This is a genomic window from Chromobacterium sp. S0633, assembly GCF_024158805.1.
Classification (GTDB): Bacteria; Pseudomonadota; Gammaproteobacteria; order Burkholderiales; family Chromobacteriaceae; genus Chromobacterium.
Genome location: NZ_JAMZGH010000043.1, coordinates 1 through 21,496 on the forward strand (window position 1 = coordinate 1; position 21,496 = coordinate 21,496).

A 21,496-nucleotide genomic window follows, 5' to 3' on the forward strand; every position below is an offset into this window, starting at 1 on the left:
GATATTTTTATAAGAGACAGGACCTGAACCGGCTGCGGCGCGTATTGCCGCGGCGCCGGCGAACTCAGGCCGGCGGCCTGCAAGGCCCGCGCGGCCGGCGAAATGCCTCCCGGCGCGGCCGGGACCGGCTGCGCTTGCGGCGGCTGCGGGCGAGCCGGCGCGCCGGCGGCCGGGCGCGGAGGTGCGGCTTCGGCCCGGGCGTTGGCCGGATGGAAGGCCAGCATGCGCAGCAGGGTCATATTGAAACCGGCGTGCTCGTCCGGCGCCAGCGCCAGGTCTTTGCGGCCGTGGATGGCGATCTGGTAATACAGCTGCACGTCCTGCGGCGCAATGGCGTCCGCCAGCGCCTGCAGGGCGTCGCGTTCCGGCTCGTCCTGGGCAACCGCCTGCGGCACGGTCTGCATCAGCGCCAGCTGCTGCAACAAGACCGCCAGTTCGCTCAAAGCGCCTTCGAAGCTGACCCCGCGCTCGGCCAGGCCGTCGGCCTCGGCCATCAGCTGCGGGCCGTCGCCGGCGGCCAAGGCCTGCAGCAAGGCGAACAGATAGCGGCGGTCCACCGCGCCCAGCATCGCGCGCACGCCGTCTTCCTTCACCTCGCCCAGACCGTAGGCGATGGCCTGGTCCAGCAGCGATTGCGCGTCGCGCATCGAACCGGAGGCGGCGCGGCCCAGCAAGGCCAGCGCCGGCGTCTCGTAGGCGATGCCTTCCACGTCCAGCATGTGGGCCAGATGGCCGGCCACTTGCTGCGGCGTCATATTGCGCAAGGAGAACTGCAGACAGCGGCTCAACACCGTGACCGGCACTTTCTGCGGATCGGTGGTGGCCAGAATGAATTTGACGTGGGCCGGCGGCTCCTCCAGCGTCTTCAGCATCGCGTTGAAGGCGCTCTTGGACAGCATGTGCACTTCGTCGATGATGTAGACCTTGAAGCGGCCGGACGTCGGCGCGTACTGGGCGTTTTCCAGCACTTCGCGGATATTGTCGATGCCGGTGTTGGACGCGGCGTCGATCTCCAGCAGATCGACGAAGCGGCCGGTGTCGATCTGACGACAGGCCGAACATTCGCCGCAGGGTTCGGCGGTGGTGCCGGTTTCGCAGTTCAGGCTCTTGGCCAGAATCCGGGCGATGGTGGTCTTGCCCACCCCGCGCGTCCCCGTCAGCAGATAAGCGTGATGCAGACGCTGTTCTTTGAGGGCGTTGGTCAAGGCGCGCACCACGTGCTCCTGGCCGACCAGATCGGCAAAGCGCTTGGGACGCCACTTACGGGCAAGGACTTGATAGCTCATGGGGGCGGATTTTAATGGCAATTGCCGCGCGTGGCGACAGGTTTCGCGCCGCCGCGGCGGGCGGCGCGCGGCGTCACGGCTGGGCCGCGGCCTGGCCCGCCAGATAGCGCTGGCGCAGCTGATCCGCGATTTCCTGCACCGCCTTGGCGTACAGCGTGCTGCGGTTGTAGCGGGTGATCACGAAGAAGTTGTTGAGGCCCAGCCAGTATTCGGTGACGCCGGGCGCCGTTTCCAGCGGCACCAGCACCGCCGGCACGTCGTCGGCCACCGGCGACTGCGGCGTCACGCCCATTTTCTTCAGCTCGCCCACGGTGTAGTGCAGATTGAATTTGTCGGCGATCAGCTGATCGATCTGCGGCCCCGGCTGCACGCTGGCCGGCAGGATCACATCGTCGCCGTGGCGCCAGCCGTGGCGCTGGAAGTAATTGGCCACGCTGCCGATCGCGTCGTCCGGATCGCTCCAGATGTCGCGGTGGCCGCTGCCGTCGAAATCCACCGCCCATTTGCGGAAGCTGGACGGCATGAATTGCGGCCAGCCCATCGCGCCGGCGTAGGAGCCCTTCAGCGTCAGCGGGTCCTTGCCCTCCTCCTTGGCCAGCAGCAGGAACTCGGTCAGCTCCTTGCGGAAGAATTCCGCGCGGCGCGGGTAATCGAAGCCTATGGTGGACAAGGCGTCCACCAGGCGGAACGATCCGGTGTTGCGGCCGTAATGGGACTCCACGCCCAGGATGGCGACGATGAGCTCGGGCGCCACGCCGTATTGCTGCTCGGCCCGCGTCAGCGCGGCCGCGTTGGCGCGCCAGAACGCCACGCCGTCGGCAATGGTCTTTTCCCCCACCGTGGAATTGCGGAACTGATACCAGGGGCGCGAGGTGGACGGCTTGTCCAGAATCTTGATGATGTTGGGCTTGAGTTCGACATTGGCGAACACCGCCTCCAGCTCCGGGCGGTTGAACTGGCCGCCGGCCACTTGCTCGTCGATATAGCGCTGCACGTCCGGACGCGCCAGAAAGGCCGCGTCGGCCTGCGCCAGCTGGAAGGAGAACAGAGCCGCCAACGGGGCCAGTTTAAGCAAAGATTTCATGGGCTGGTTTCTGAATAAGCGTTTTTGACTTAGCCGCGCTCCTCGAAGAACGCGGCGCGAAAACTATAGCCGCAGACCTCGCGTCAAGCCTTGCGGCGGCCAAAACCGGCGCTCGGCCGGCGCACGGGCGCTAGGCCCGGAACGACAAGGCGCTGGACACCAGGCGCGCGGTAATGTCGACGATAGGGATCACCCGCTCGTAAGCCATCCGGGTGGGACCGACCACGCCCAACGCGCCGACCACCTGGCCGTTGATCCGGTAAGGCGCGGTCACCACCGAGCATTCGTCCAGCGTCATCACGCCAGACTCCTCGCCGATGAAAATGTTCACGCCCTGCGCTTCCCGCCCCTGGTTCAGCAGCTTTAGCAGCTCGGTCTTGCGTTCGAACACGCTGAACAACTGACGCAGCCGCGACAAGTCCTCGGACAGGTCGCTCACCTCCAGCAGCCGGCTGCCGCCGGCCACCACCACCGCGGCGCTGCTGGCCGCCATCGAGCTCTGCCCCAGACGGATCGCCGCCGACATCAGTTCGGCGATGTCGCCCTGCAGCTGGCGCAACTCGTCCGCCACCCGGCTGGCGATGCGATCCAGCCCCTGGCCGGCGTAATGCTGGTTGATGAAATTGCCGGCCTCTATCAATTCCGACGGCGTGTAATCGCGTTCGGTGGTCAGCAGATGGTTCTGCACGTCCCCGTCCAACGTCACCAAGATCATCAGCACCCGCCGCTCGGACAGGCGCAGGAATTCGATCTGGCGAAAAGCGATGTCGGAGCGCTGCGGCGTGACGATCACGCCGGCGAAATGCGTCAGCTCGGACAGCAAGGAGGACGCGGACTGGGCGATGCGCTGCGGGCTGTCCGGCTGCAGATTCAGTTCCAGCTCGTGCAGCGCCGCCTCTTCCAAAGGCCGGATGGTGAGCAGACGATCGACGAACATGCGGTAGCCGCGCGCGGTGGGCACCCGGCCGGCCGAGGTGTGCGGCGCCGCGATCAGCCCCATCGCCTCCAGCTCCGCCAGCACATTGCGGATGGACGCGGACGACAGCTCGACGCCGGGCAGCATGGACAGGGTTTTGGACCCCACCGGCTGGCCGTCGACGATGTAGCGTTCGATCAGGACCTTGAGCAGGTGTTGCGCGCGTTCGTTCATCATGATGGCTTCATTGTACACAGGGTGGACACTTGTAAAAGTGGTCGCAATCACAACTTTTTCAAGCGAGATCGCGGTTTCCCGTCCCGAAGGACGGTATCGCCGGCAAGCGGCTCTGCCGTTGGCCAAGGCTTTATGAGATAATCGACGGCATCTTTTCGGCTATCGGCGCGGCAAGCGCGAGCGCGACGGGGCAACCCCGCCGGCGCCGCGCAAACCCCTGTCCGGCATCGGGTTTTCCCCGCCGCCATGGACGCGGCCCGCCGCTGGCCGAGCATTCATTTTGTTTAGCGCCCCCCACACTGGAGACAGCATGGCATCCGAAGACAAGAGCAAAGCGTTGGCCGCGGCCCTTGCCCAAATTGAAAAACAGTTTGGCAAGGGTTCGATCATGCGCATGAGCGACAACCAGATCAACGAAAACCTGCAAGTGGTCTCCACCGGCTCGCTGAGTCTGGACCTGGCGCTGGGCGTCGGCGGCCTGCCGCGCGGCCGCGTGGTGGAAATCTACGGCCCGGAGTCGTCCGGTAAAACCACCCTGTGTCTGCAAGCGGTGGCCGAGATGCAAAAATTGGGCGGCACCTGCGCCTACATCGACGCGGAAAACGCGCTGGACCCGCAATATGCGCAAAAGCTGGGCGTCAAGGTCGACGACCTGCTGATCTCGCAGCCGGACACCGGCGAGCAGGCGCTGGAAATCTGCGACATGCTGGTGCGCTCCAGCGGCGTCGATCTGATCGTGATCGACTCCGTCGCCGCCTTGGTGCCCAAGGCTGAAATCGAAGGCGAAATGGGCGACAGCCACGTGGGCCTGCAAGCCCGCCTGATGAGCCAGGCGCTGCGCAAGCTGACCGGCAACATCAAGCGCACCAACACCCTGGTGATCTTCATCAACCAGATCCGCATGAAGATCGGCGTGATGTTCGGCAACCCGGAAACCACCACCGGCGGCAACGCGCTGAAGTTCTACGCCTCCGTGCGCCTGGACATCCGCCGCACCGGCGGCATCAAGAAGGGCGAGGAAGTGATCGGCAACGACACCCGCGTCAAAGTGGTGAAGAACAAGGTGTCGCCGCCGTTCCGCCAGGCCGATTTCGAAATCCTTTACGGCGAGGGCATCTCCCGTCAGGGCGAGATCATCGAACTGGGCGTCAAGCACGGCTTCATCGACAAATCCGGCGCCTGGTACGCCTACAACGGCCAGAAGATCGGCCAGGGCAAGGACAACACCCGCGAATGGCTGAAGTCCAACCCGGAAATCGCCGCTGAAGTGGAACGCAAGATCCGCGACGCGGTGGGCATCAAAGTGGAAATCACCGAAGGCCAGCCGGACGAAGAGTTCGCCGACGACGCGCTCGACGCCTGATTCCCTGAATGGAAAAAAGCCTGAGGGCGCGAGCCGTCGATCTCCTGTCCCGCCGCGAATACACGCGGCGGGAACTGGAGCGGCGGCTCGCTCCGTTTGCGGAGAGCCCGGAACAATTGACGGCCTTGCTGGATGATCTGGCCGAACACAGCTGGCAGTCCGATCAGCGTTTCGCCCAGCAGTTCGCCGACAGCAAGGGCCAGCGCTACGGCAGCCGCCGCCTGCAACAGGAAATGCGTCAACGCGGCGTGGACGCCGAGCTGATCCGCGACGCCTTGCAAGGCCGCGACGACCTTGCCGCCGCCCAGGCGCAATGGCGGAAGAAGTTCGGCCAGCTGCCGGACACGCCGCAGGAGCGCGCGCGCCAGATCCGCTTTCTGGCCGGACGCGGCTTCCCGATGTCCGTGATCGGCAAGGTGCTCAGCGGCGCCGCCGACGACGACTTTCCCGCCGACGAGGACTGAGCATGCAAACGCGCGGCATCGCCACCCATATCGACATAGACGCCGCGCCGTCCGCGGTCTGGCGCGTGCTGTGCGACTGGGCAGCCTACCCGGAATGGAACCCCTTCATCGTCGGCCTGCACGGCCGCCAGCAGATAGGGTCTCGCCTGGTGGTCAGCATCCATCCGCCCGGCCGGCCGCGGCTGACCTTCCGCCCGCGGCTGGAAGTCTTGCAAACAGCGGAGGAGCTGGTGTGGCTGGGGCGCGCGCTGCTGCCCGGCCTGCTGGACGGCCGCCACAGTTTTCGCCTGGAAGCGCTGGAAAACGGCGGCACCCGCCTGCATCACGGCGAAACTTTCAGCGGCCTCTTGCTGCCGCTGTTCGGCCAGACGCTGCTGGCCGACACGCGCAAGGGTTTCGAATTGATGAACCAGGCGCTCAAGCGCCGCGCCGAAACCCTTGCCAGCGCCGGCGCGGCTTGACACAATCAGCTGTCCGCGCCGCTCTGGGTTCAAGCCCCCAAAGCGGCCCAGAATTCGCAATCTTACGAAATCAAACATGAAAACCTCTGAAATTCGCCAGAAATTCCTGGATTTCTTTGCCGGCAAAAACCATCAGGTGGTGCCCTCCAGCAGCCTGATCCCCGGCAACGACCCCACGCTGATGTTCACCGTCGCCGGCATGGTGCAGTTCAAGGACGTGTTCCTGGGCTTTGAAAAACGCGATTACACCCGCGCCACCACCAGCCAGAAATGTCTGCGCGCCGGCGGCAAGCACAACGACCTGGAAAACGTCGGCTACACCGCGCGCCACCACACCTTCTTCGAAATGCTGGGCAACTTCAGCTTCGGCGATTACTTCAAGCAGGACGCCATCACCTTCGCCTGGGAATTCCTGACCGGCGAGCAATGGCTGAACCTGCCAAAGGACAAGCTGCTGGTCACCGTCTACGCCTCCGACGACGAAGCCTACGACATCTGGCACAAGAGCGTGGGCCTGCCGGCCGACAAGATCATCCGCATCGGCGACAACAAGGGCGCGCCGTACGCCTCCGACAACTTCTGGACCATGGGCGACACCGGCCCCTGCGGCCCCTGCACCGAGATCTTCTACGACCACGGCCCGAGCGTGGCCGGCGGCCCTCCGGGCAGCCCGGACGAAGACGGCGACCGCTTCATGGAAATCTGGAACAACGTGTTCATGCAGTTCAACCGCGACGAGTCCGGCACCCTGCATCCGCTGCCCAAGCCGTCGGTCGACACCGGCATGGGTCTGGAGCGCCTGTCCACCGTGCTGCAACACGTCAAGTCCAACTACGAGACCGACGCGCTGGCCTGCCTGGTGCGCGCCGCCGCGCGCGAAACCGGCATAGCCTACAGCCAGGACGTGCCGTCGCTCAAAGTGATCGCCGACCACATCCGCGCCTGTTGCTTCATGGTCGCCGACGGCATCTTGCCGTCCAATGAAGGCCGCGGCTACGTGCTGCGCCGCATCGCCCGCCGCGCCATCCGCCACGGCTACAAGCTGGGCCAGAAAGGCCTGTTCTTCCATAAGATCGTCGCCGATCTGGTGGCCGAGATGGGCGACGCCTATCCGGAACTGCGCGAGAAGCAGGCGCATATCGAAGACGCGCTGCGCGCCGAGGAGATCAAGTTCGCCGAGACGCTGGAAATCGGCATGGGCCTGGTGGACTCCGCGCTGGAAGGCGGCAAGACCAAGCTTGACGGCGACACCATCTTCAAGCTCTACGACACCTTCGGCTTCCCGGTGGACCTGACCGCCGACATCTGCCGCGAACGCGACATCCACGCCGACCTGGAAGGCTTCGAGCGCGCGATGGAAGCGCAGCGCGAGCGCGGCCGCGCCGGCTCCAGCTTCAAGATGACCGGCAAGGTCAGCTACAGCGGCGCCGACACCTGCTTCCACGGCTATGATTCCGCCAGCACCGACGCCAAGGTCTTGGCGCTGTTCAAGGGCACCGAGGCCGTCGCCGCGCTGGAAGCCGGCGAAGAAGGCATCGTGGTGCTGGACGACACCCCCTTCTACGCAGAAGGCGGCGGCCAGGTCGGCGACGTGGGCGAGATTTCGCTGCAAGGCGGCATCGGCGCGCTGTTCGACGTCAACGACACCCAGAAGATCCAGGCCGCGGTGTTCGGCCACAAGGGCAAGCTGGCCCGCGGCCGTCTGGCCGTCGGCGACAGCGTGACCGCCACCATCGATCTGCACGCGCGCGCCGCCAGCGCCCGCAACCACTCCGCCACCCACCTCTTGCACGCGGCGCTGCGCCACGTGCTGGGCGACCATGTCGCGCAGAAGGGCTCGCTGGTGAATCCGGAGCGCACCCGCTTCGACTTCGCCCACGGCGAACCGGTCAGCGCAGAACAGATCGCCGAGCTGGAGCGCGTGGTCAACCGCGTGATCAGCCACAACTTGCCGGTCAAGGCCGAAGTGATGAGCATGGAAGCCGCGCAGAAATCCGGCGCGATGATGCTGTTCGGCGAAAAATACGGCGATGAAGTGCGCGTGCTGACCATGGGCGACTTCTCCGCCGAACTGTGCGGCGGCACCCATGTGCAGCGCACCGGCGACATCGGCCTGTTCAAGATCGTGGCGGAAAGCGGCGTCGCCGCCGGCGTGCGCCGCGTCGAAGCCGTCACCGGTGAAGGCGCCATCGCCCACATCCAGTCTCAGGACGCCCTGCTCAAAGAGGCGGCCGGCGCGCTGAAAGCGCAGACGCTGGACGAGGTGGCCGCCAAGATCGGCAGCTTGCAGGACAACGTCAAGACCCTGGAAAAAGAGCTGGCCAAACTCAAGGGCCAACTGGCCGCCTCCGCCGGCGACAGCCTGGCCGACGGCGCGGCCGACGTCAACGGCGTCAAGGTGCTGGCGGTGGAACTGCCGGGCGCGGACAACAACGCGCTGCGCGAAACCCTGGACAAGCTGAAGGACAAGCTGGGCTCCGCCGCCATCGTGCTGGCCGCCAAGGGCGACGGCAAAGTGGCGCTGGTGGCCGGCGTCACCGCCGACCTCACCTCCAAGCTCAAGGCGGGCGAGCTGGTCAACTTCGTCGCCCAGCAAGTGGGCGGCAAGGGCGGCGGCCGTCCGGACATGGCCCAGGCCGGCGGCACTCAGCCGGAAAACCTGGTGGCGGCCTTGGCCGGCGTGCAGGCCTGGGTGGCGGCTAAGCTGTAAGAACGTGTTTGCGATCTCGCGAGCTAAGGCAAGACAAGGAGAAAACGGCTGAGAAAGCGGAATGTACGCGTGGTACATGAGCATTTCGAAAACGTTTTCAACGCCGTATCGCCGACGCGCAGCAGATCGGAAACAGGTTCTAAGCCTCCCAACTCTCATCAACAGACCGCGCGCTGCGCGGTCTTTTTATGTCTTCCACGCCGTCGACCTTGGCTGCCGCCGCTTTCTTGCTCCAGGTCAAGGGCATCAGGATTACGAAATACTAATATTGAGAGGCTTAATGATGGCTTCTCCTTTTGTTGTTTGCATTTCAGCCCTGCTCGCCTCTCCGATCAGGGCGTTTTTTTTGCGCACGGCCATGGAAAAAGGCGGCCTGAGCCGCCCTGTCCCGTCATGCCGCGCCGCGGCTCACAACACCAGCTTGCCGCCTATCACCGCCAGCATCACCGCCAGCGCCGGCCGCAACCAGCCCTCCGCCAGCCGCCGCGTCAGCTTGCTGCCCAGCCAGATGCCGGGCAGGGAGCCCGCCAGCAGATTGAGCAAGAGCGTAAAATCCACATTGCCGAGCCCGGCGTGTCCCAGACCGGCCACCAGGGTCAAGGGCACCGCGTGGGCGATTTCGGTGCCCACCAGCCGCGAAGTCGGCAAGGCCGGATACAGCAGGAACAAGGCCAGGGTGCCCAGGGCCCCGGCGCCGATGGAACTGAGCGTGACCAAAACGCCCAACACCACGCCGGTGGCCACGGTCAAGCCTATCCGCGGCTCGAACGACGGGCTGGCCGCGCCGGCGCGGCCCAGCCAGCGCAAGAGCAAGGGTTTGCCCAGGATGGCCGCGGCGGTCAGCAGCAAGGCGACGCCCAGCACCAGCTTGAACAGGGTGTCCAGCATTTTTTCCGGCAGATGCAGATAGGACAGGCCGGCTAGCACCAGCAGGGCCGCCGGCACGCTGCCGGCGGTCAGCCAGCCGGCGATGCGCCAATCGACATGGCCTTGGCGATGATGCACCGTCACTCCGCCCATCTTGGTCAAGGCCGCGTATAAGAGATCCGTGCCCACCGCGGTGGCCGGAGAGATGCCGAACCACAGCAAGATGGGCGTCATCAGCGAACCGCCGCCCACGCCGGTCAGACCTACGATGAAGCCCACCGCCAAACCCGCGATCGCATACCCCCACTCCATAAAACCGCTCCTTGGCCGCGCCATTCGATAGCGGCATGCTACGCCAGTTTCATATAACGATTTATACCGTTTCGAAACAACATTATTCGAAAAGTGATTTACCTCAAAGACTTGCCCCGGACGCCCGCTCCATCATGCTGCGGTAACATCGCGCCGGTAGCGTGGGCGGAGTCCGCTGGAATGCCCAAGTCCGATTTGCTCCTAATCACAAGCAAACAGGGCTTTACAAATCGCGAAAATAGCGTCAATGTCAAAGGGTCAGGGTTTGCCCTGGCCTCACACAAGTACGTGACCGAGAGGTGCAAGGATGATGACTTCCCGTATTCCTCTGAGTGTTCGCAGAAAGCAGGCTAGAGACCAGCACGAGAGTTTTCTCTATGCGGTCGCCAAGCCTCAGTTGAGTGATGCTGAGAGGTCGCGCCAGCAGAAAGTGCGCCAGCGCGCGCACGATCGGGACGATGCCCGATTCCTGGCCGACCGCTGCGACGACCTGTTCTGAACACCTTGCCTACTGGCGGCTTGCCGCCTGTTGACGGTTAGCGGCCCAGCCATACGCCACGCCGCAACCTCCCTGCCTTGAAGCGGACCGCGCGCTTGCCGCCTGTGCCGAGCCGCCCGTTTCGTTTCCCGCCGCCGCGCCCGCGTCCAGCGACGCCGGTCGTCCGCCCGTTGTCCCCTGCGTCTCCGCCTCCGCGCGCATAAAGAAAATTCCTTTTCCCGCCGAAATCCGTCCGAATTTGCGCCAAACGGCGATTTCCCATCGATTTTTACGCGATTTTTATCTCTATCCAACGGCTTTTATCGGGTTTTTGACGCCGGCTTCAGTACCTTTCCATTACTGATTCAAATGGAGATTTTCATGATGGATGTCGTCTATCTGGGACTCGTCCTGTTGTTCGGCGCGCTGGCCTGCGGCTTTGTCGCCGGCTGCCGGAAACTGGGAGAAAAGGAATGAGCGTCTGGTATCTGCTCAGCGCGCTGATCGCGCTGGGCCTGCTTGGCTATCTGATCTACGCACTGCTTAAGCCGGAGAATTTTTAATCATGTTCGCCAATTTCATCGGCTCGGCCGCACCCTTGCAGCTGGGCTTGTTCCTGCTGGTGCTGCTGGCGCTGGCCTGGCCGCTGGGCGCCTATATCGCCCGTGTGATGCAGGGCGACAATGTCGGCCCCCTGCGCCTGTTCGCGCCGCTGGAGCGCGGCTTTTACCGGCTGGCCGGCGTCAAGCCGGACGAAGACATGGGCTGGCGCGGCTACGCCGTCGCCTTGCTGTTGTTCAATGTGCTGGGCGCGCTGGCCTTGTATCTGCTGCAACGCTTGCAGGGCTGGCTGCCGTTCAACCCGCAAGGCATGGGCGCGGTGGCGCCGGACTCCGCGTTCAACACCGCGATCTCCTTTGTCACCAACACCAACTGGCAAGGCTATGGCGGCGAATCCACCATGGGCTATCTGGTGCAGATGCTGGGCCTGACGGTGCAGAACTTCCTGTCCGCCGCCACCGGCGCGGCGGTGGTGCTGGCCCTGGTGCGCGGCTTTGTCCGTCACGGCTCGGCCAAGATCGGCAACTTCTGGGTGGACGTCACCCGCTTCACCCTCTACGTATTGCTGCCGCTGTCCTTCGTGTTCGCGCTGGCCTTCAGCCAGCAAGGCATGATCCAGAACCTGTCCGCCTATAAAAACGCGCAGACGGTGGAAACCACCCATTATCAGCAGGCCAAGACCGATGCTCAGGGCAACGCGGTCCTGGGCGCCGACGGCAAGCCGGTGATGGCGGACGCCAGCACCCAGCAGCAAACGCTGCCCATGGGGCCGGTGGCCTCGCAAGAAGCGATCAAGCTGCTGGGCACCAACGGCGGCGGCTTCTTCAACGCCAACTCGGCGCACCCGTTTGAAAACCCCACCCCGCTGAGCAACTTCCTGCAAAGCCTGGCCATCTTCCTGATCCCGGCGGCGCTGTGCTTCGTGTTCGGCCGCATGGTGGGCGACCAGCGCCAAGGCTGGGCCATCATCGCCGCGATGACGGTGATGTTCGTCTGCGCGGTCGTAACGGCCACCGGCGCGGAACAGGCCGGCGTGCCGCAGCTGAGCGCAATGGGCGTGGATCAGCAGGCCAGCCATTTGCAGGCCGGCGGCAATATGGAAGGCAAGGAAACCCGCTTCGGCGTCATCGACACCTCGCTGTTCATCGCGGTGACCACCTCCGCCTCCTGCGGCGCGGTCAACGCCATGCACGATTCGCTGACCCCGATCGGCGGCCTGGTGCCCACCTTCCTGATGCAATTGGGCGAGGTGGTGTTCGGCGGCGTCGGCTCCGGCCTGTACGGCATGCTGATCTTCGCCATCCTGGCGGTGTTCATCTCCGGCCTGATGGTGGGCCGCACCCCGGAATACCTGGGCAAGAAGATAGAAATCCATGAGATGAAGATGACGGCGATCACCATTCTGGTCACCCCGGTTCTGGTGCTGACGCTGACCGCCATCGCGGTGCTGGCCGCCTCCGGCAAGGCCGGCGTCCTCAACCCCGGCGCCCACGGCTTCAGCGAGGTGTTGTACGCCTTCACCTCGGCCGCCAACAACAACGGCAGCGCCTTCGCCGGCCTGTCCGCCAACACGCCCTTCTACAACGTCGCCACCGCGGTGGCCATGTTCTTCGGCCGCTTCTTCATGATCGTGCCCATCCTGGCCATCGCCGGTTCCTTGGCCGCCAAGAAGCGGCTGGCCGTCACCGGCGGCACCCTGCCCACCCATGGCCCGCTGTTCGTGGTGCTGCTGATAGGCACCGTCTTGCTGGTGGGCGCGCTCAACTATGTTCCCGCGCTGGCGCTGGGCCCGGTCGTCGAGCAATTGCAGATGATCAGCGGTCGCTGAACCTTGCGGGAGGACTCATAAAATGAACGATATCAATCATTCCAAACTGCCGGCCGCCCAGCCCGTTCAAGCGGGCCACAGGAGCGCGGCCAAATCCATGCTGGACCCCAGCCTGGTGAAACCGGCCATCGTCGACTCCTTCAAGAAGCTGTCGCCGCGCGCCCAGTGGCGCAACCCGGTGATGTTCGTCGTCTACATCGGCAGCATCCTGACCAGCGCGCTGTGGGTTCAGTCCCTGGCCGGCCAGGGCGAGGCGCCGTCCGGCTTCATCCTGGCGGTGGCGCTGTGGCTGTGGTTCACCGTCTTGTTCGCCAACTTCGCCGAAGCGCTGGCCGAGGGCCGCAGCAAGGCCCAGGCGGCCAGCTTGCGCTCGGCCAAGAAAAACGTGGTGGCCAAGAAGCTGTCCGGCCCCAGCCACGACGCCGGCAAGACCGTGATCGACGGCAGCAGCCTGCGCAAGGGAGACTATGTGCTGGTGGAAGCCGGCGACGTGATCCCGGTGGACGGCGAGGTGATCGAAGGCGTGGCCTCGGTGGACGAGTCCGCGATCACCGGCGAATCCGCGCCGGTGATCCGCGAGGCCGGCGGCGATTTCTCCTCGGTCACCGGCGGCACCCGCGTGCTGTCCGACTGGATCGTGGTGCGGATTTCCGTCAACCCGGGCGAAACCTTCCTCGACCGCATGATCGCCATGGTGGAAGGCGCCAAGCGCCAGAAAACGCCGAACGAGATCGCGCTGACCATCCTGCTGGTGGCGCTGACTATCGTCTTCCTGGTGGTCACCGTCACCCTGCTGCCCTTCTCGCTGTTCAGCGTGGAAGCGGCCAAGGCCGGCTCGCCCATCGGCATCACCACCCTGGTGGCCTTGCTGGTATGCCTGATCCCCACCACCATCGGCGGCCTCTTGTCCGCCATCGGCGTGGCCGGCATGAGCCGGATGATGGGCGCCAATGTGATCGCCACCTCCGGCCGCGCGGTGGAAGCCGCCGGCGACGTGGACGTGCTGCTCTTGGACAAGACCGGCACCATCACCCTGGGCAATCGCCAGGCCTCGGCCTTCATTCCGGCGCCCGGCGTCAGCGAACAGGCTTTGGCCGACGCCGCCCAGCTGGCCTCGCTGGCCGACGAAACCCCGGAAGGCCGCAGCATCGTGGTGCTGGCCAAGAAGCAGTTCAATCTGCGCCAGCGCGAGCTGGCCAGCCATGAAGCCGCGTTCATCCCCTTCACCGCGCAAACCCGGATGAGCGGCATAGACTACGATGGCCGCCGGATCCGCAAAGGCGCCATCGACGCCATCCGCCGCCACATCGCCGAACTGGGCGGCCAGTTCCCGGACGCGCTGGCGAAAAGCGCCGATGAAGTGGCCCGCCGCGGCTCCACCCCGCTCTTGGTGGCGGAAGGTAATCGCGCCTTGGGCGTGATCGAACTGAAGGACATCGTCAAGGGCGGCATCAAGGAGCGCTTCGCCGAGCTGCGCCAGATGGGCATCAAGACGGTGATGATCACCGGCGACAACCCGCTGACCGCCGCCGCCATCGCCGCCGAGGCCGGCGTGGACGATTACCTGGCCGAAGCCACGCCGGAAGCCAAGCTCAAGCTGATCCGCAGCCATCAGGCCGAGGGCAAGCTGGTGGCGATGACCGGCGACGGCACCAACGACGCGCCGGCGCTGGCCCAGGCCGACGTGGCGGTGGCGATGAACACCGGCACCCAGGCGGCCAAGGAAGCCGGCAATATGGTGGACTTGGATTCCAACCCCACCAAGCTGATCGAGATCGTGGAAATCGGCAAGCAGATGCTGATGACGCGCGGCTCCTTGACCACCTTCTCCATCGCCAACGACGTGGCCAAATACTTCGCCATCATTCCGGCCGCCTTCGCCAGCACCTATCCGCAATTGAACGCGCTGAACGTGATGGGCCTGAACAGCCCGGCCTCGGCCATCATGTCGGCGGTGATCTTCAACGCCGTCATCATCGTGTTCCTGATCCCGCTGGCGCTGAAGGGGGTCAAGTATCAAGCCAAGAGCGCGGCGGAGCTGCTGCGCGGCAACCTGCTGATCTACGGCCTGGGCGGCCTGCTGGTGCCCTTCGCCGGCATCAAGCTGATCGACATGCTGCTGGGCGCGCTGAGCCTGGCATAAGCACTGAAAGGACAAAGCAAATGAAACTGTTACGCCCGCTGCTGGTGGTGTTCGGCGGCCTGACCCTGATCACCGGCCTCGCCTATCCCTTGCTCACCACCGGGGCCGCCCAGGCGCTGTTCCCTTTCCAGGCCAACGGCAGCCTGATCGAACGCGACGGCAAGATCGTCGGCTCGCGGCTGATAGGCCAGAACTTCACCGGCCCGCAATATTTCTGGGGCCGCCCGTCCGCCACCAGCCCAATGCCGTACAATGCCGGCGGGTCCGGCGGCTCCAACCTGGGCCCCACCAACCCGGCGCAGCTGGACGCGGTGAAGGCCAATGTGGAACGCATCCGCGCCGCCCATCCGGGACAGACCGGCCCGGTGCCGGTGGACCTGGTCACCGCCTCGGCCAGCGGCCTGGACCCTGAAATTTCCGCCGCCGCGGCTTTCTACCAGTTGGAGCGCGTCGCCGCCGCCCGCAAGATGGAGCCGGCCGCGCTGCGCAAGCTGGTGGAAAGCCGGGTGATAGGCGAAACCTTCGGCCTGCTTGGCGAGCCGCGCGTCAATGTGCTGGAATTGAACCTGGCGCTGGACCAGCGGCGCGGCTGATAAGAACGAGCCGCGGAATCCCCGGCTTCCGCGGCTAAAAAAACAGGACAAGCCATGCCCGACATCCGTCCCGATCCGGACGCGCTGCTGGATGAACTGAAACGCGAAGAACTGGACGCCCAACGCGGCCGGCTGAAGATTTTCTTCGGAGCCTGCGCCGGGGTCGGCAAGACCTACGCCATGCTGGCGGCGGCCCGCGCCCGGCGCCAGGAAGGCGTGCAAGTGCTGGTGGGCGTGGTGGAAACCCACGGCCGCAAGGAAACCCAGGCGCAACTGGCGGACCTGGAATTGCTGCCGCCGCGGCGGATCGCCTACAAGGGCCACGAACTGTCCGAGTTCGATCTGGACGCGGCGCTGGCGCGCCGGCCGCAGCTGATCCTGATGGACGAATTCGCCCACTCCAACGCGCCCGGCTCGCGCCACCCCAAGCGCTGGCAGGACGTGGAGGAGCTGCTGGCCGCCGGCATCGACGTCTACACCACCCTCAATGTCCAACATCTGGAAAGCCTGAACGACGTGGTCGGACAGATCACCGGCATCGTGGTGCGCGAAACCCTGCCCGACCACGTGTTCGACCGCGCCGACGAAGTGGCGCTGGTGGACCTGCCGCCGGACGAGCTGCTGGGCCGGCTGGCCGCCGGCAAGGTCTATCTGCCGCAGCAGGCCGAGCGCGCGGTGAAGAACTTCTTCCGCAAGGGCAATCTACTGGCCTTGCGCGAACTGGCGCTGCGCCGCACCGCCGACCGCGTGGACGCGCAGATGCGCGCCTACCGCGCCGACCAGTCCATCAACCCCGTCTGGCACGCGCGCGAGCGCTTGCTGGTCTGCGTCGGCGCCAGCGCCGGCATCGACAAGCTGATCCGCAGCGCCAAGCGCCTGGCCGCCAATCTGGACGCGGACTGGATCGCCGTCTACGTGGAAACGCCGCGCCAGCAAAAACTGTCCGAGGAGCAGCGCGCCCGCGTGCTCAAGGGCCTGAGGCTGGCGCAGGAATTGGGCGCGGAAACCACGGTGCTGGGCGGCAACGAACTGGCGCCCACGCTGCTGGCCTACGCCCGCAGCCGCAACGTCTCCAAGCTGGTGGTGGGCAAATCCGTCCGCGGCCGCTGGTCGCGGCTGTGGCGCCCTACCCTGGTCAACGAGCTGAGCCGCCGCTCCGGCGACATCGATCTCTACGTGGTGGCCCACGACTTGGAAGCGGAGGACGCCGGCGCCGCCAAGACCGGCGCCAGCCTGTTGTTCGAAGAGCAGGACAGCCCGCGCTCCCGCGCCGGCTACATCGCCGCCGCCGTCGCCTGCCTGCTGACCACGCTGCTGGCCGGCCTGCTGATTCCCCATGTGGCGCTGGCCAACGACATCATGATCTACCTGCTGGTGGTGGTGCTGGTGTCGGTGCGCTACGGCCGCGGCCCCGGCATGCTGGCCTCGCTGCTGTCGGTGGCGGCCTTCGACTTTTTCTTCGTGCCGCCGCAGATGTCCTTCGCCGTCACCGACACCCAGTACCTGATGACCTTCGTGGTGATGTTGCTGGTGGCCGCCATCATCAGCCAGCTCACCGCCCGGCTGCGCTTCGCCGCCAATATCTCCACCTATCGCGAACGCCGCACCCGCGCGCTGTACGATCTGGGGCGCGAACTGGCCGGCGCGCTGACCGCCGCCCAGATCGTGGACACCGCCGTCGGCCGGCTGGAGCCGCTGTTCGCCGCCAAGGTCAACCTGTTCCTGCCCAATAGCGGCGACGAACTGCGCCTGGCCGGCGAAGACCGCGGCCATGCCGACATCGGCGTCGCGCAATGGGTTTACGATCATCAGCAGCCAGCCGGCCTCGGCACCAACACCCTGCCCGCCAACGCCGCGCTCTACGTGCCGCTGCGCGCGCCGATGCGCAACCGCGGCGTGATCGCGCTGCTGCCGGAAGTCACCGATCAGGCTTTTCTGCCGGAACAGCAAAGACTGCTGGAAACCTGCGCCGCCCAGATCGCGCTGGCGCTGGAGCGCGTGCATTACGTGGAAGTGGCGCAGGACGCCATCGTGGCGATGGAATCCGAGCGGCTGCGCAACAGCGTGCTGTCCGTGGTGTCCCACGATCTGCGCACGCCGCTGACCACCATGGCCGGCCTGTCCGAGCGGCTGTGTTCGCCCAATGTGGACGACGGCCAGCGCGCCGAGATCGCCGCCGCCATCCAGGACGAGGCGCTGCGCATGAACAAGCTGGTGACCAATCTGCTGGACATGGCGCGGCTGCAATCCGGCGTCAAGCTGAACAAGGAATGGCAGATGCTGGACGAGGTGGTGGGCAGCGCGCTGCGCGCCGCCGAACGCGGCCTGCGCGGCCGGGAACTGAAGCTGGAGCTGGACCCGGACCTGCCGGTGCTGGAATACGACGCCGTGCTGCTGGAGCGGGTGCTGGTCAACCTGCTGGAAAACGCCGGCAAATACACGCCGCCGGGCAGCCGCATCACGCTGGCGGCGCGGCGCGAAGGCGCGGAGGTGCTGGTGTCGGTCAGCGACGACGGCCCCGGCCTGCCGCCCAATATGGAACAGCGCGCCTTCGACAAATTCTCGCGCGGCGCGGCGGAGTCCAGCACCCCCGGCGTGGGGCTGGGCCTGGCGATCTGCCGCTCCATCGTGGAAATCCACGGCGGCCGCATCAGCGCGCGCAACCGCTCGCCGCACGGAGCGGAATTCCGCTTCAGCCTGCCGGCCGGTCAAGCGCCGGCGCTGCCGCCGGATGAGACGCCCTAACTCAAAAGAAAACCATGACCATGCAAGACGCACCGATCAGCATCGTCGTCATTGAAGACGAAAAACCGATACGCCGCTTTCTGAGCGCGGCGCTGGAAGAAGAAGGCCTGACCGTCCACGAGGCGGAAACCGGCAAGCAAGGCCTGATCGAAGTGGCCACCCGCAAGCCGGACCTGGTGATCCTGGACCTGGGCCTGCCGGACATGAACGGCCAGGACACCATCAAACAGCTGCGCGAATGGACCGACCTGCCCATCCTGGTCTTGTCCGCGCGCACCCAGGAAACCGAGAAGGTGGCCGCGCTGGACGCCGGCGCCGACGACTATCTGACCAAGCCCTTCGGCGTGGCCGAATGCCTGGCGCGCGTCCGCGTGCTGCTGCGCCGCCGCACCCACGGCAGCGCCGCCGCGCAACAAGTGTTCCAGTTCGGCGACATCAAGGTGGACCTGGTCAACCGGCAGGTGGCCAAGGCGGAAACGGCGGTGCATCTGACGCCGATAGAGTACCGGCTGCTGTCCACCTTGATACGCAGCGCCGGCAAGGTGATCACCCATCGCGAACTGCTGCTGGCGGTGTGGGGGCCATCGTTCTCGGAGCACAACCAGTATCTGCGCGTCTATATGGGCCATCTGCGGCAGAAGCTGGAAGACAATCCGGCGATGCCGCGCCACATCCTCACCGAGACCGGAGTCGGCTATCGGCTGGTGGAGGGCTGAGCGGACCGCCGCTTAGAAGCTGTTCATGGGAGCCAGGGCCGCGTGCAGCCGCTCACGCGCTGCGCCCCACCCCGTTCTCCACCGCGAACACCGCCGCCTGCACCCGGCTGCTGAGGCTGAGCTTCTTCAGGATGTTCTGCACATGGATTTTGACCGTGCTCTCGGCCAGATCCAGGCTGCGCGCGATCTCCTTATTGCTCTTGCCCTGGGCCAGAAAGCCGAGGATTTCGCGTTCGCGCGGGGTCAGCCGGTCCAGTTCCTGTTCCGCCGGCTCCACCGGCGCGGCCGCGCCGTGGCGGAACTGGGCCATCAGCTTGGCGGTCATCGAATCGCTCATCACCGATTCGCCGGCGGCGGCGCGCGCCACCGCCTGGGTCAGGAAGTCGGCGTCGATGTTTTTCAATAGATAGCCGCGCGCGCCGGCCTTCAAGGCCGCGGTCAGATCGTCGGCCTCCTCGGACACCGTCAGCATCACCACCGCCCGTTTGGGCTGGTCCTGCAGCATCAGGGTCAGCGCCTCCACGCCGGAAATGCCCGGCATGTTCAGGTCCAGCAACACCACGTCCGGGTCCAGCTGCTTGGCGAGCTTGACGCCCTCGGCGCCGTCGGCCGCCTCGCCGACAACGTCGAAAGCCGCCTGGCGCGCCAGCAAGGCCTTGATTCCGCTGCGGAACAAGGTGTGATCGTCCACCAGCAAAATGCGTATGGTCTGTTCAGACATCATCGAGTCCGGGTCTTTCAAATTCAGATATAGACAGTATGAGAGCTGTCTAGCCGCCGCGCCAGTGGCTCAAGCGGCCATGCGCCGCGCGCGCGGCAGCAGCAGGCTGACCAGGGTGCCCGCCTCCGGAGTGGATTCGATGTCCAGTTGCAGACCGGCGCGCTGCGCGCGCTCCTGCATGATGGACAGGCCGAAATGGCCGTCGCCCTTGTTGCGCACGGTATCCAGATCGAAACCGACGCCGTTATCCAGCACGCTGAGCACGAAGACCTCGCCGTCGTCGCTGAGGCTGACCGTGACCTGGCTGGCCTCGGCGTGCTTGCGCACATTGGACAGCGCCTCCTGCAAGATGAACAGGATCTGCAATTGCTGTTCCGGCATCAGCGGCGCGCCGGCTCCGGTGGAGCGCAGCTCCACCCGCATCCCGGTCTGCTTGCGGAATTTGTCCAGCAGGCTGCTCACCGCCTGGCTCAGGCTTTCCGACAGTTTGGAACGGAAGTTGTTGAGCAGCTCGCGCACATCGTCGTAGCTTTCTTTGACCCCGGCCTCGAACAAGGCCAGCGTGTCGTCCACCAGGCCCGGGTCGCCGCTGTCCAGCGCCTGGCGCATGATCTGGGTTTGCAGGTTCAGGAAGGACAGGCCCTGGGCGATGCTGTCGTGCAGGCCCTGGGCCACCAGATTGCGCTCCTCCAGCACCGCCAGTTCGCGCTCCTTGGCCGCCAGCCTCAGGTTTTCTATCGCCACCGCCAGGTGCTGGCCCAGCATCTCCAGTTGCCGCACCTGCTGCGGCGGCAGGATGCGCGCCTGTCGGAAATGCAGATTGAAAATGCCCAAGGTGCGGTTTTGCGTCGCCACCGGGAAGGCGCTGACCACGCGGAAACCTTCGCGGCTGCACTGTTTGTCCGGCAGGCCGCGCATATTCTCCACCCGGCTCTCTGCCTTGGCGGCGGCTTCTCCGCACAGGCAGTCGCCCACTTTCAGGCAATGCTCTTCACGCAGCAGCCCTTCCGGCAAACCGTCGTCGGCCACCACGAACACCATGCCCTGGCCGTGATCGGTCAAGCGCACCGCGCCGCCGTCGGCGTCGAAGGCGCGCATCACCCGGGCGAGGAAGCCCTTGCACAGCGCTTCCAGCGGCTGGGATTGATTGCAGAAGGAGGTGATTTCGTACAACAGCGCCAATTCCTGGTTTTTCTGCTGCAGGCTGGCGGTCTTGCCGCGCACCCGCTCTTCCAGCGTGGCGTGGGATTCGGACAGACAGGCCGCCATCAGATTGAAACCGGTGCTGACCTGACCGAATTCGTCGTCGGTCTCCACCGGCACCCGCACGCTGTAATCGCCGGCAGCCAGCCGGCGTATGCCCTGGTGCAGCTTGTCCAGCGGCCGCAGCACGATCAGCAGCATCAGATAAATCAACGCGACGGTGCCCACCACCGCCATGCTGGCGAGCAAGAGCTGCAGCAGGCGCAGATAATCGGTGTTGCGGGCGTTGTAGGCCTCCATGCCGCTAACGAAGGTGTTGATGTCCGCCACGTAGAGCGCCACGCGCTCGGCGAAACGGGCGGCCTCCGCCGCGTTGTCGCCGGGCCGCGTCAGCGCGTCCTGCAACACCGGTTTCAGTTGCTCGCGCCACTGCGTTTCCACCTGGGTCAGCGCCTGCTGGATGTCCGCCTGACGCGGCACCAGCAGCGGGCGCGCCGGGTCGCCGCGGCGCAGCCGCTGCAAGATGGCTTCGTAATTGACCATGTCGCGGCGCAGCGCGTCGGCGCGCGCGCCGTCCTGGCCGCTAAGCTGCAAATCCAGCGCCAGCCGGGTGACGCGCATACGCAGGCTGCCGGCGTCGTTGATCGCCGCCGCGCCGCCCTCCTGCTGCCAGGACAGCCACAACGTGGCGCCGATGGAACCCAGCGCCACCAAGAGAAAAATCGCCAGCACGCCGACGATCTTGGCGCTGAGCCGCTGGCCCAGCGGGCCGCCCAGCACCGGAGACACGTTCAGCCGCATCGCCGTC

Annotated in this window: 17 protein-coding genes; 11 read left to right on the plus strand and 6 right to left on the minus strand. The window is 65.6% G+C overall.

All coding sequences use genetic code 11. The features are described 5' to 3' along the window. The 3 genes from dnaX to hrcA form a co-directional block, all read right to left on the minus strand. Positions 1-1,286, minus strand: a 1,286-nt coding sequence (dnaX, locus tag NK214_RS19950; RefSeq protein WP_253315316.1) for a DNA polymerase III subunit gamma/tau, incomplete at its 3' end; no start/stop codon positions are given. A 73-nt stretch (positions 1,287-1,359) separates the two neighbouring features. Next, the gene (mltB, locus tag NK214_RS19955) at positions 1,360-2,370 is read right to left on the minus strand and encodes a lytic murein transglycosylase B (protein ID WP_227107469.1); all 1,011 of its coding nucleotides are present in this window, start codon (positions 2,368-2,370) and stop codon (positions 1,360-1,362) included. A gap of 130 nt (positions 2,371-2,500) precedes the next feature. After that, positions 2,501-3,523, minus strand: a complete 1,023-nt coding sequence (gene hrcA, locus NK214_RS19960) for a heat-inducible transcriptional repressor HrcA (protein WP_107799013.1) — start codon at positions 3,521-3,523, stop codon at positions 2,501-2,503. Positions 3,524-3,833: 310 nt separating this feature from the next. On the opposite strand from hrcA, the gene recA reads away from it, so the two are divergent. The 4 genes from recA to alaS all read left to right on the plus strand — a co-directional run bounded on the left by recA (position 3,834) and on the right by alaS (position 8,521). Further along, entirely contained in the window at positions 3,834-4,886 is a 1,053-nt protein-coding gene (gene recA / locus NK214_RS19965) for a recombinase RecA (RefSeq protein ID WP_043591738.1), read from the plus strand. Between the two features lie 8 nt (positions 4,887-4,894). After that, complete coding sequence (recX, locus tag NK214_RS19970; RefSeq protein ID WP_235089538.1) at positions 4,895-5,350, plus strand: recombination regulator RecX; 456 nt, start codon at positions 4,895-4,897, stop codon at positions 5,348-5,350. Between the two features lie 2 nt (positions 5,351-5,352). After that, a complete protein-coding gene (locus NK214_RS19975; RefSeq protein ID WP_107799011.1) occupies positions 5,353-5,811 on the plus strand; it encodes an SRPBCC domain-containing protein in 459 nt (152 codons plus the stop codon). A 76-nt stretch (positions 5,812-5,887) separates the two neighbouring features. Beyond that, positions 5,888-8,521 (plus strand): alanine--tRNA ligase, encoded by a 2,634-nt coding sequence (gene alaS, locus NK214_RS19980; RefSeq protein ID WP_253315317.1) that lies wholly within the window; start codon positions 5,888-5,890, stop codon positions 8,519-8,521. A 408-nt stretch (positions 8,522-8,929) separates the two neighbouring features. On the opposite strand, the gene NK214_RS19985 is transcribed toward alaS, so the two are convergent. Then, on the minus strand, positions 8,930-9,700 hold the full coding sequence (locus NK214_RS19985) for a sulfite exporter TauE/SafE family protein (protein ID WP_227107460.1): 771 nt from the start codon (positions 9,698-9,700) through the stop codon (positions 8,930-8,932). 307 nt (positions 9,701-10,007) lie between these two features. Between NK214_RS19985 and NK214_RS19990 the strand changes: the two genes are divergently transcribed. The 7 genes from NK214_RS19990 to kdpE all read left to right on the plus strand — a co-directional run bounded on the left by NK214_RS19990 (position 10,008) and on the right by kdpE (position 18,764). Beyond that, entirely contained in the window at positions 10,008-10,199 is a 192-nt protein-coding gene (locus tag NK214_RS19990) for a hypothetical protein (protein ID WP_146176613.1), read from the plus strand. Positions 10,200-10,651: 452 nt separating this feature from the next. Continuing rightward, entirely contained in the window at positions 10,652-10,741 is a 90-nt protein-coding gene (gene kdpF / locus NK214_RS19995; RefSeq protein ID WP_019103745.1) for a K(+)-transporting ATPase subunit F, read from the plus strand. Positions 10,742-10,743: 2 nt separating this feature from the next. Then, positions 10,744-12,567 (plus strand): potassium-transporting ATPase subunit KdpA, encoded by a 1,824-nt coding sequence (kdpA, locus tag NK214_RS20000; RefSeq protein WP_253315318.1) that lies wholly within the window; start codon positions 10,744-10,746, stop codon positions 12,565-12,567. Between the two features lie 97 nt (positions 12,568-12,664). Next, complete coding sequence (kdpB, locus tag NK214_RS20005) at positions 12,665-14,710, plus strand: potassium-transporting ATPase subunit KdpB (RefSeq protein ID WP_235089785.1); 2,046 nt, start codon at positions 12,665-12,667, stop codon at positions 14,708-14,710. A gap of 20 nt (positions 14,711-14,730) precedes the next feature. Further along, on the plus strand, positions 14,731-15,303 hold the full coding sequence (kdpC, locus tag NK214_RS20010; RefSeq protein ID WP_253315319.1) for a potassium-transporting ATPase subunit KdpC: 573 nt from the start codon (positions 14,731-14,733) through the stop codon (positions 15,301-15,303). 54 nt (positions 15,304-15,357) lie between these two features. After that, positions 15,358-18,048 (plus strand): DUF4118 domain-containing protein, encoded by a 2,691-nt coding sequence (locus NK214_RS20015; protein ID WP_253315320.1) that lies wholly within the window; start codon positions 15,358-15,360, stop codon positions 18,046-18,048. Positions 18,049-18,068: 20 nt separating this feature from the next. After that, the gene (gene kdpE, locus NK214_RS20020; RefSeq protein ID WP_107801747.1) at positions 18,069-18,764 is read left to right on the plus strand and encodes a two-component system response regulator KdpE; all 696 of its coding nucleotides are present in this window, start codon (positions 18,069-18,071) and stop codon (positions 18,762-18,764) included. A 52-nt stretch (positions 18,765-18,816) separates the two neighbouring features. Here kdpE and NK214_RS20025 read toward each other — a convergent pair whose 3' ends face one another. Both NK214_RS20025 and NK214_RS20030 read right to left on the minus strand, forming a co-directional pair. After that, positions 18,817-19,485 (minus strand): response regulator, encoded by a 669-nt coding sequence (locus NK214_RS20025; protein ID WP_107801745.1) that lies wholly within the window; start codon positions 19,483-19,485, stop codon positions 18,817-18,819. Between the two features lie 69 nt (positions 19,486-19,554). Beyond that, positions 19,555-21,489, minus strand: a complete 1,935-nt coding sequence (locus NK214_RS20030; protein WP_107799005.1) for a type IV pili methyl-accepting chemotaxis transducer N-terminal domain-containing protein — start codon at positions 21,487-21,489, stop codon at positions 19,555-19,557. Between the last annotated feature and the right edge of the window lie 7 nt (positions 21,490-21,496).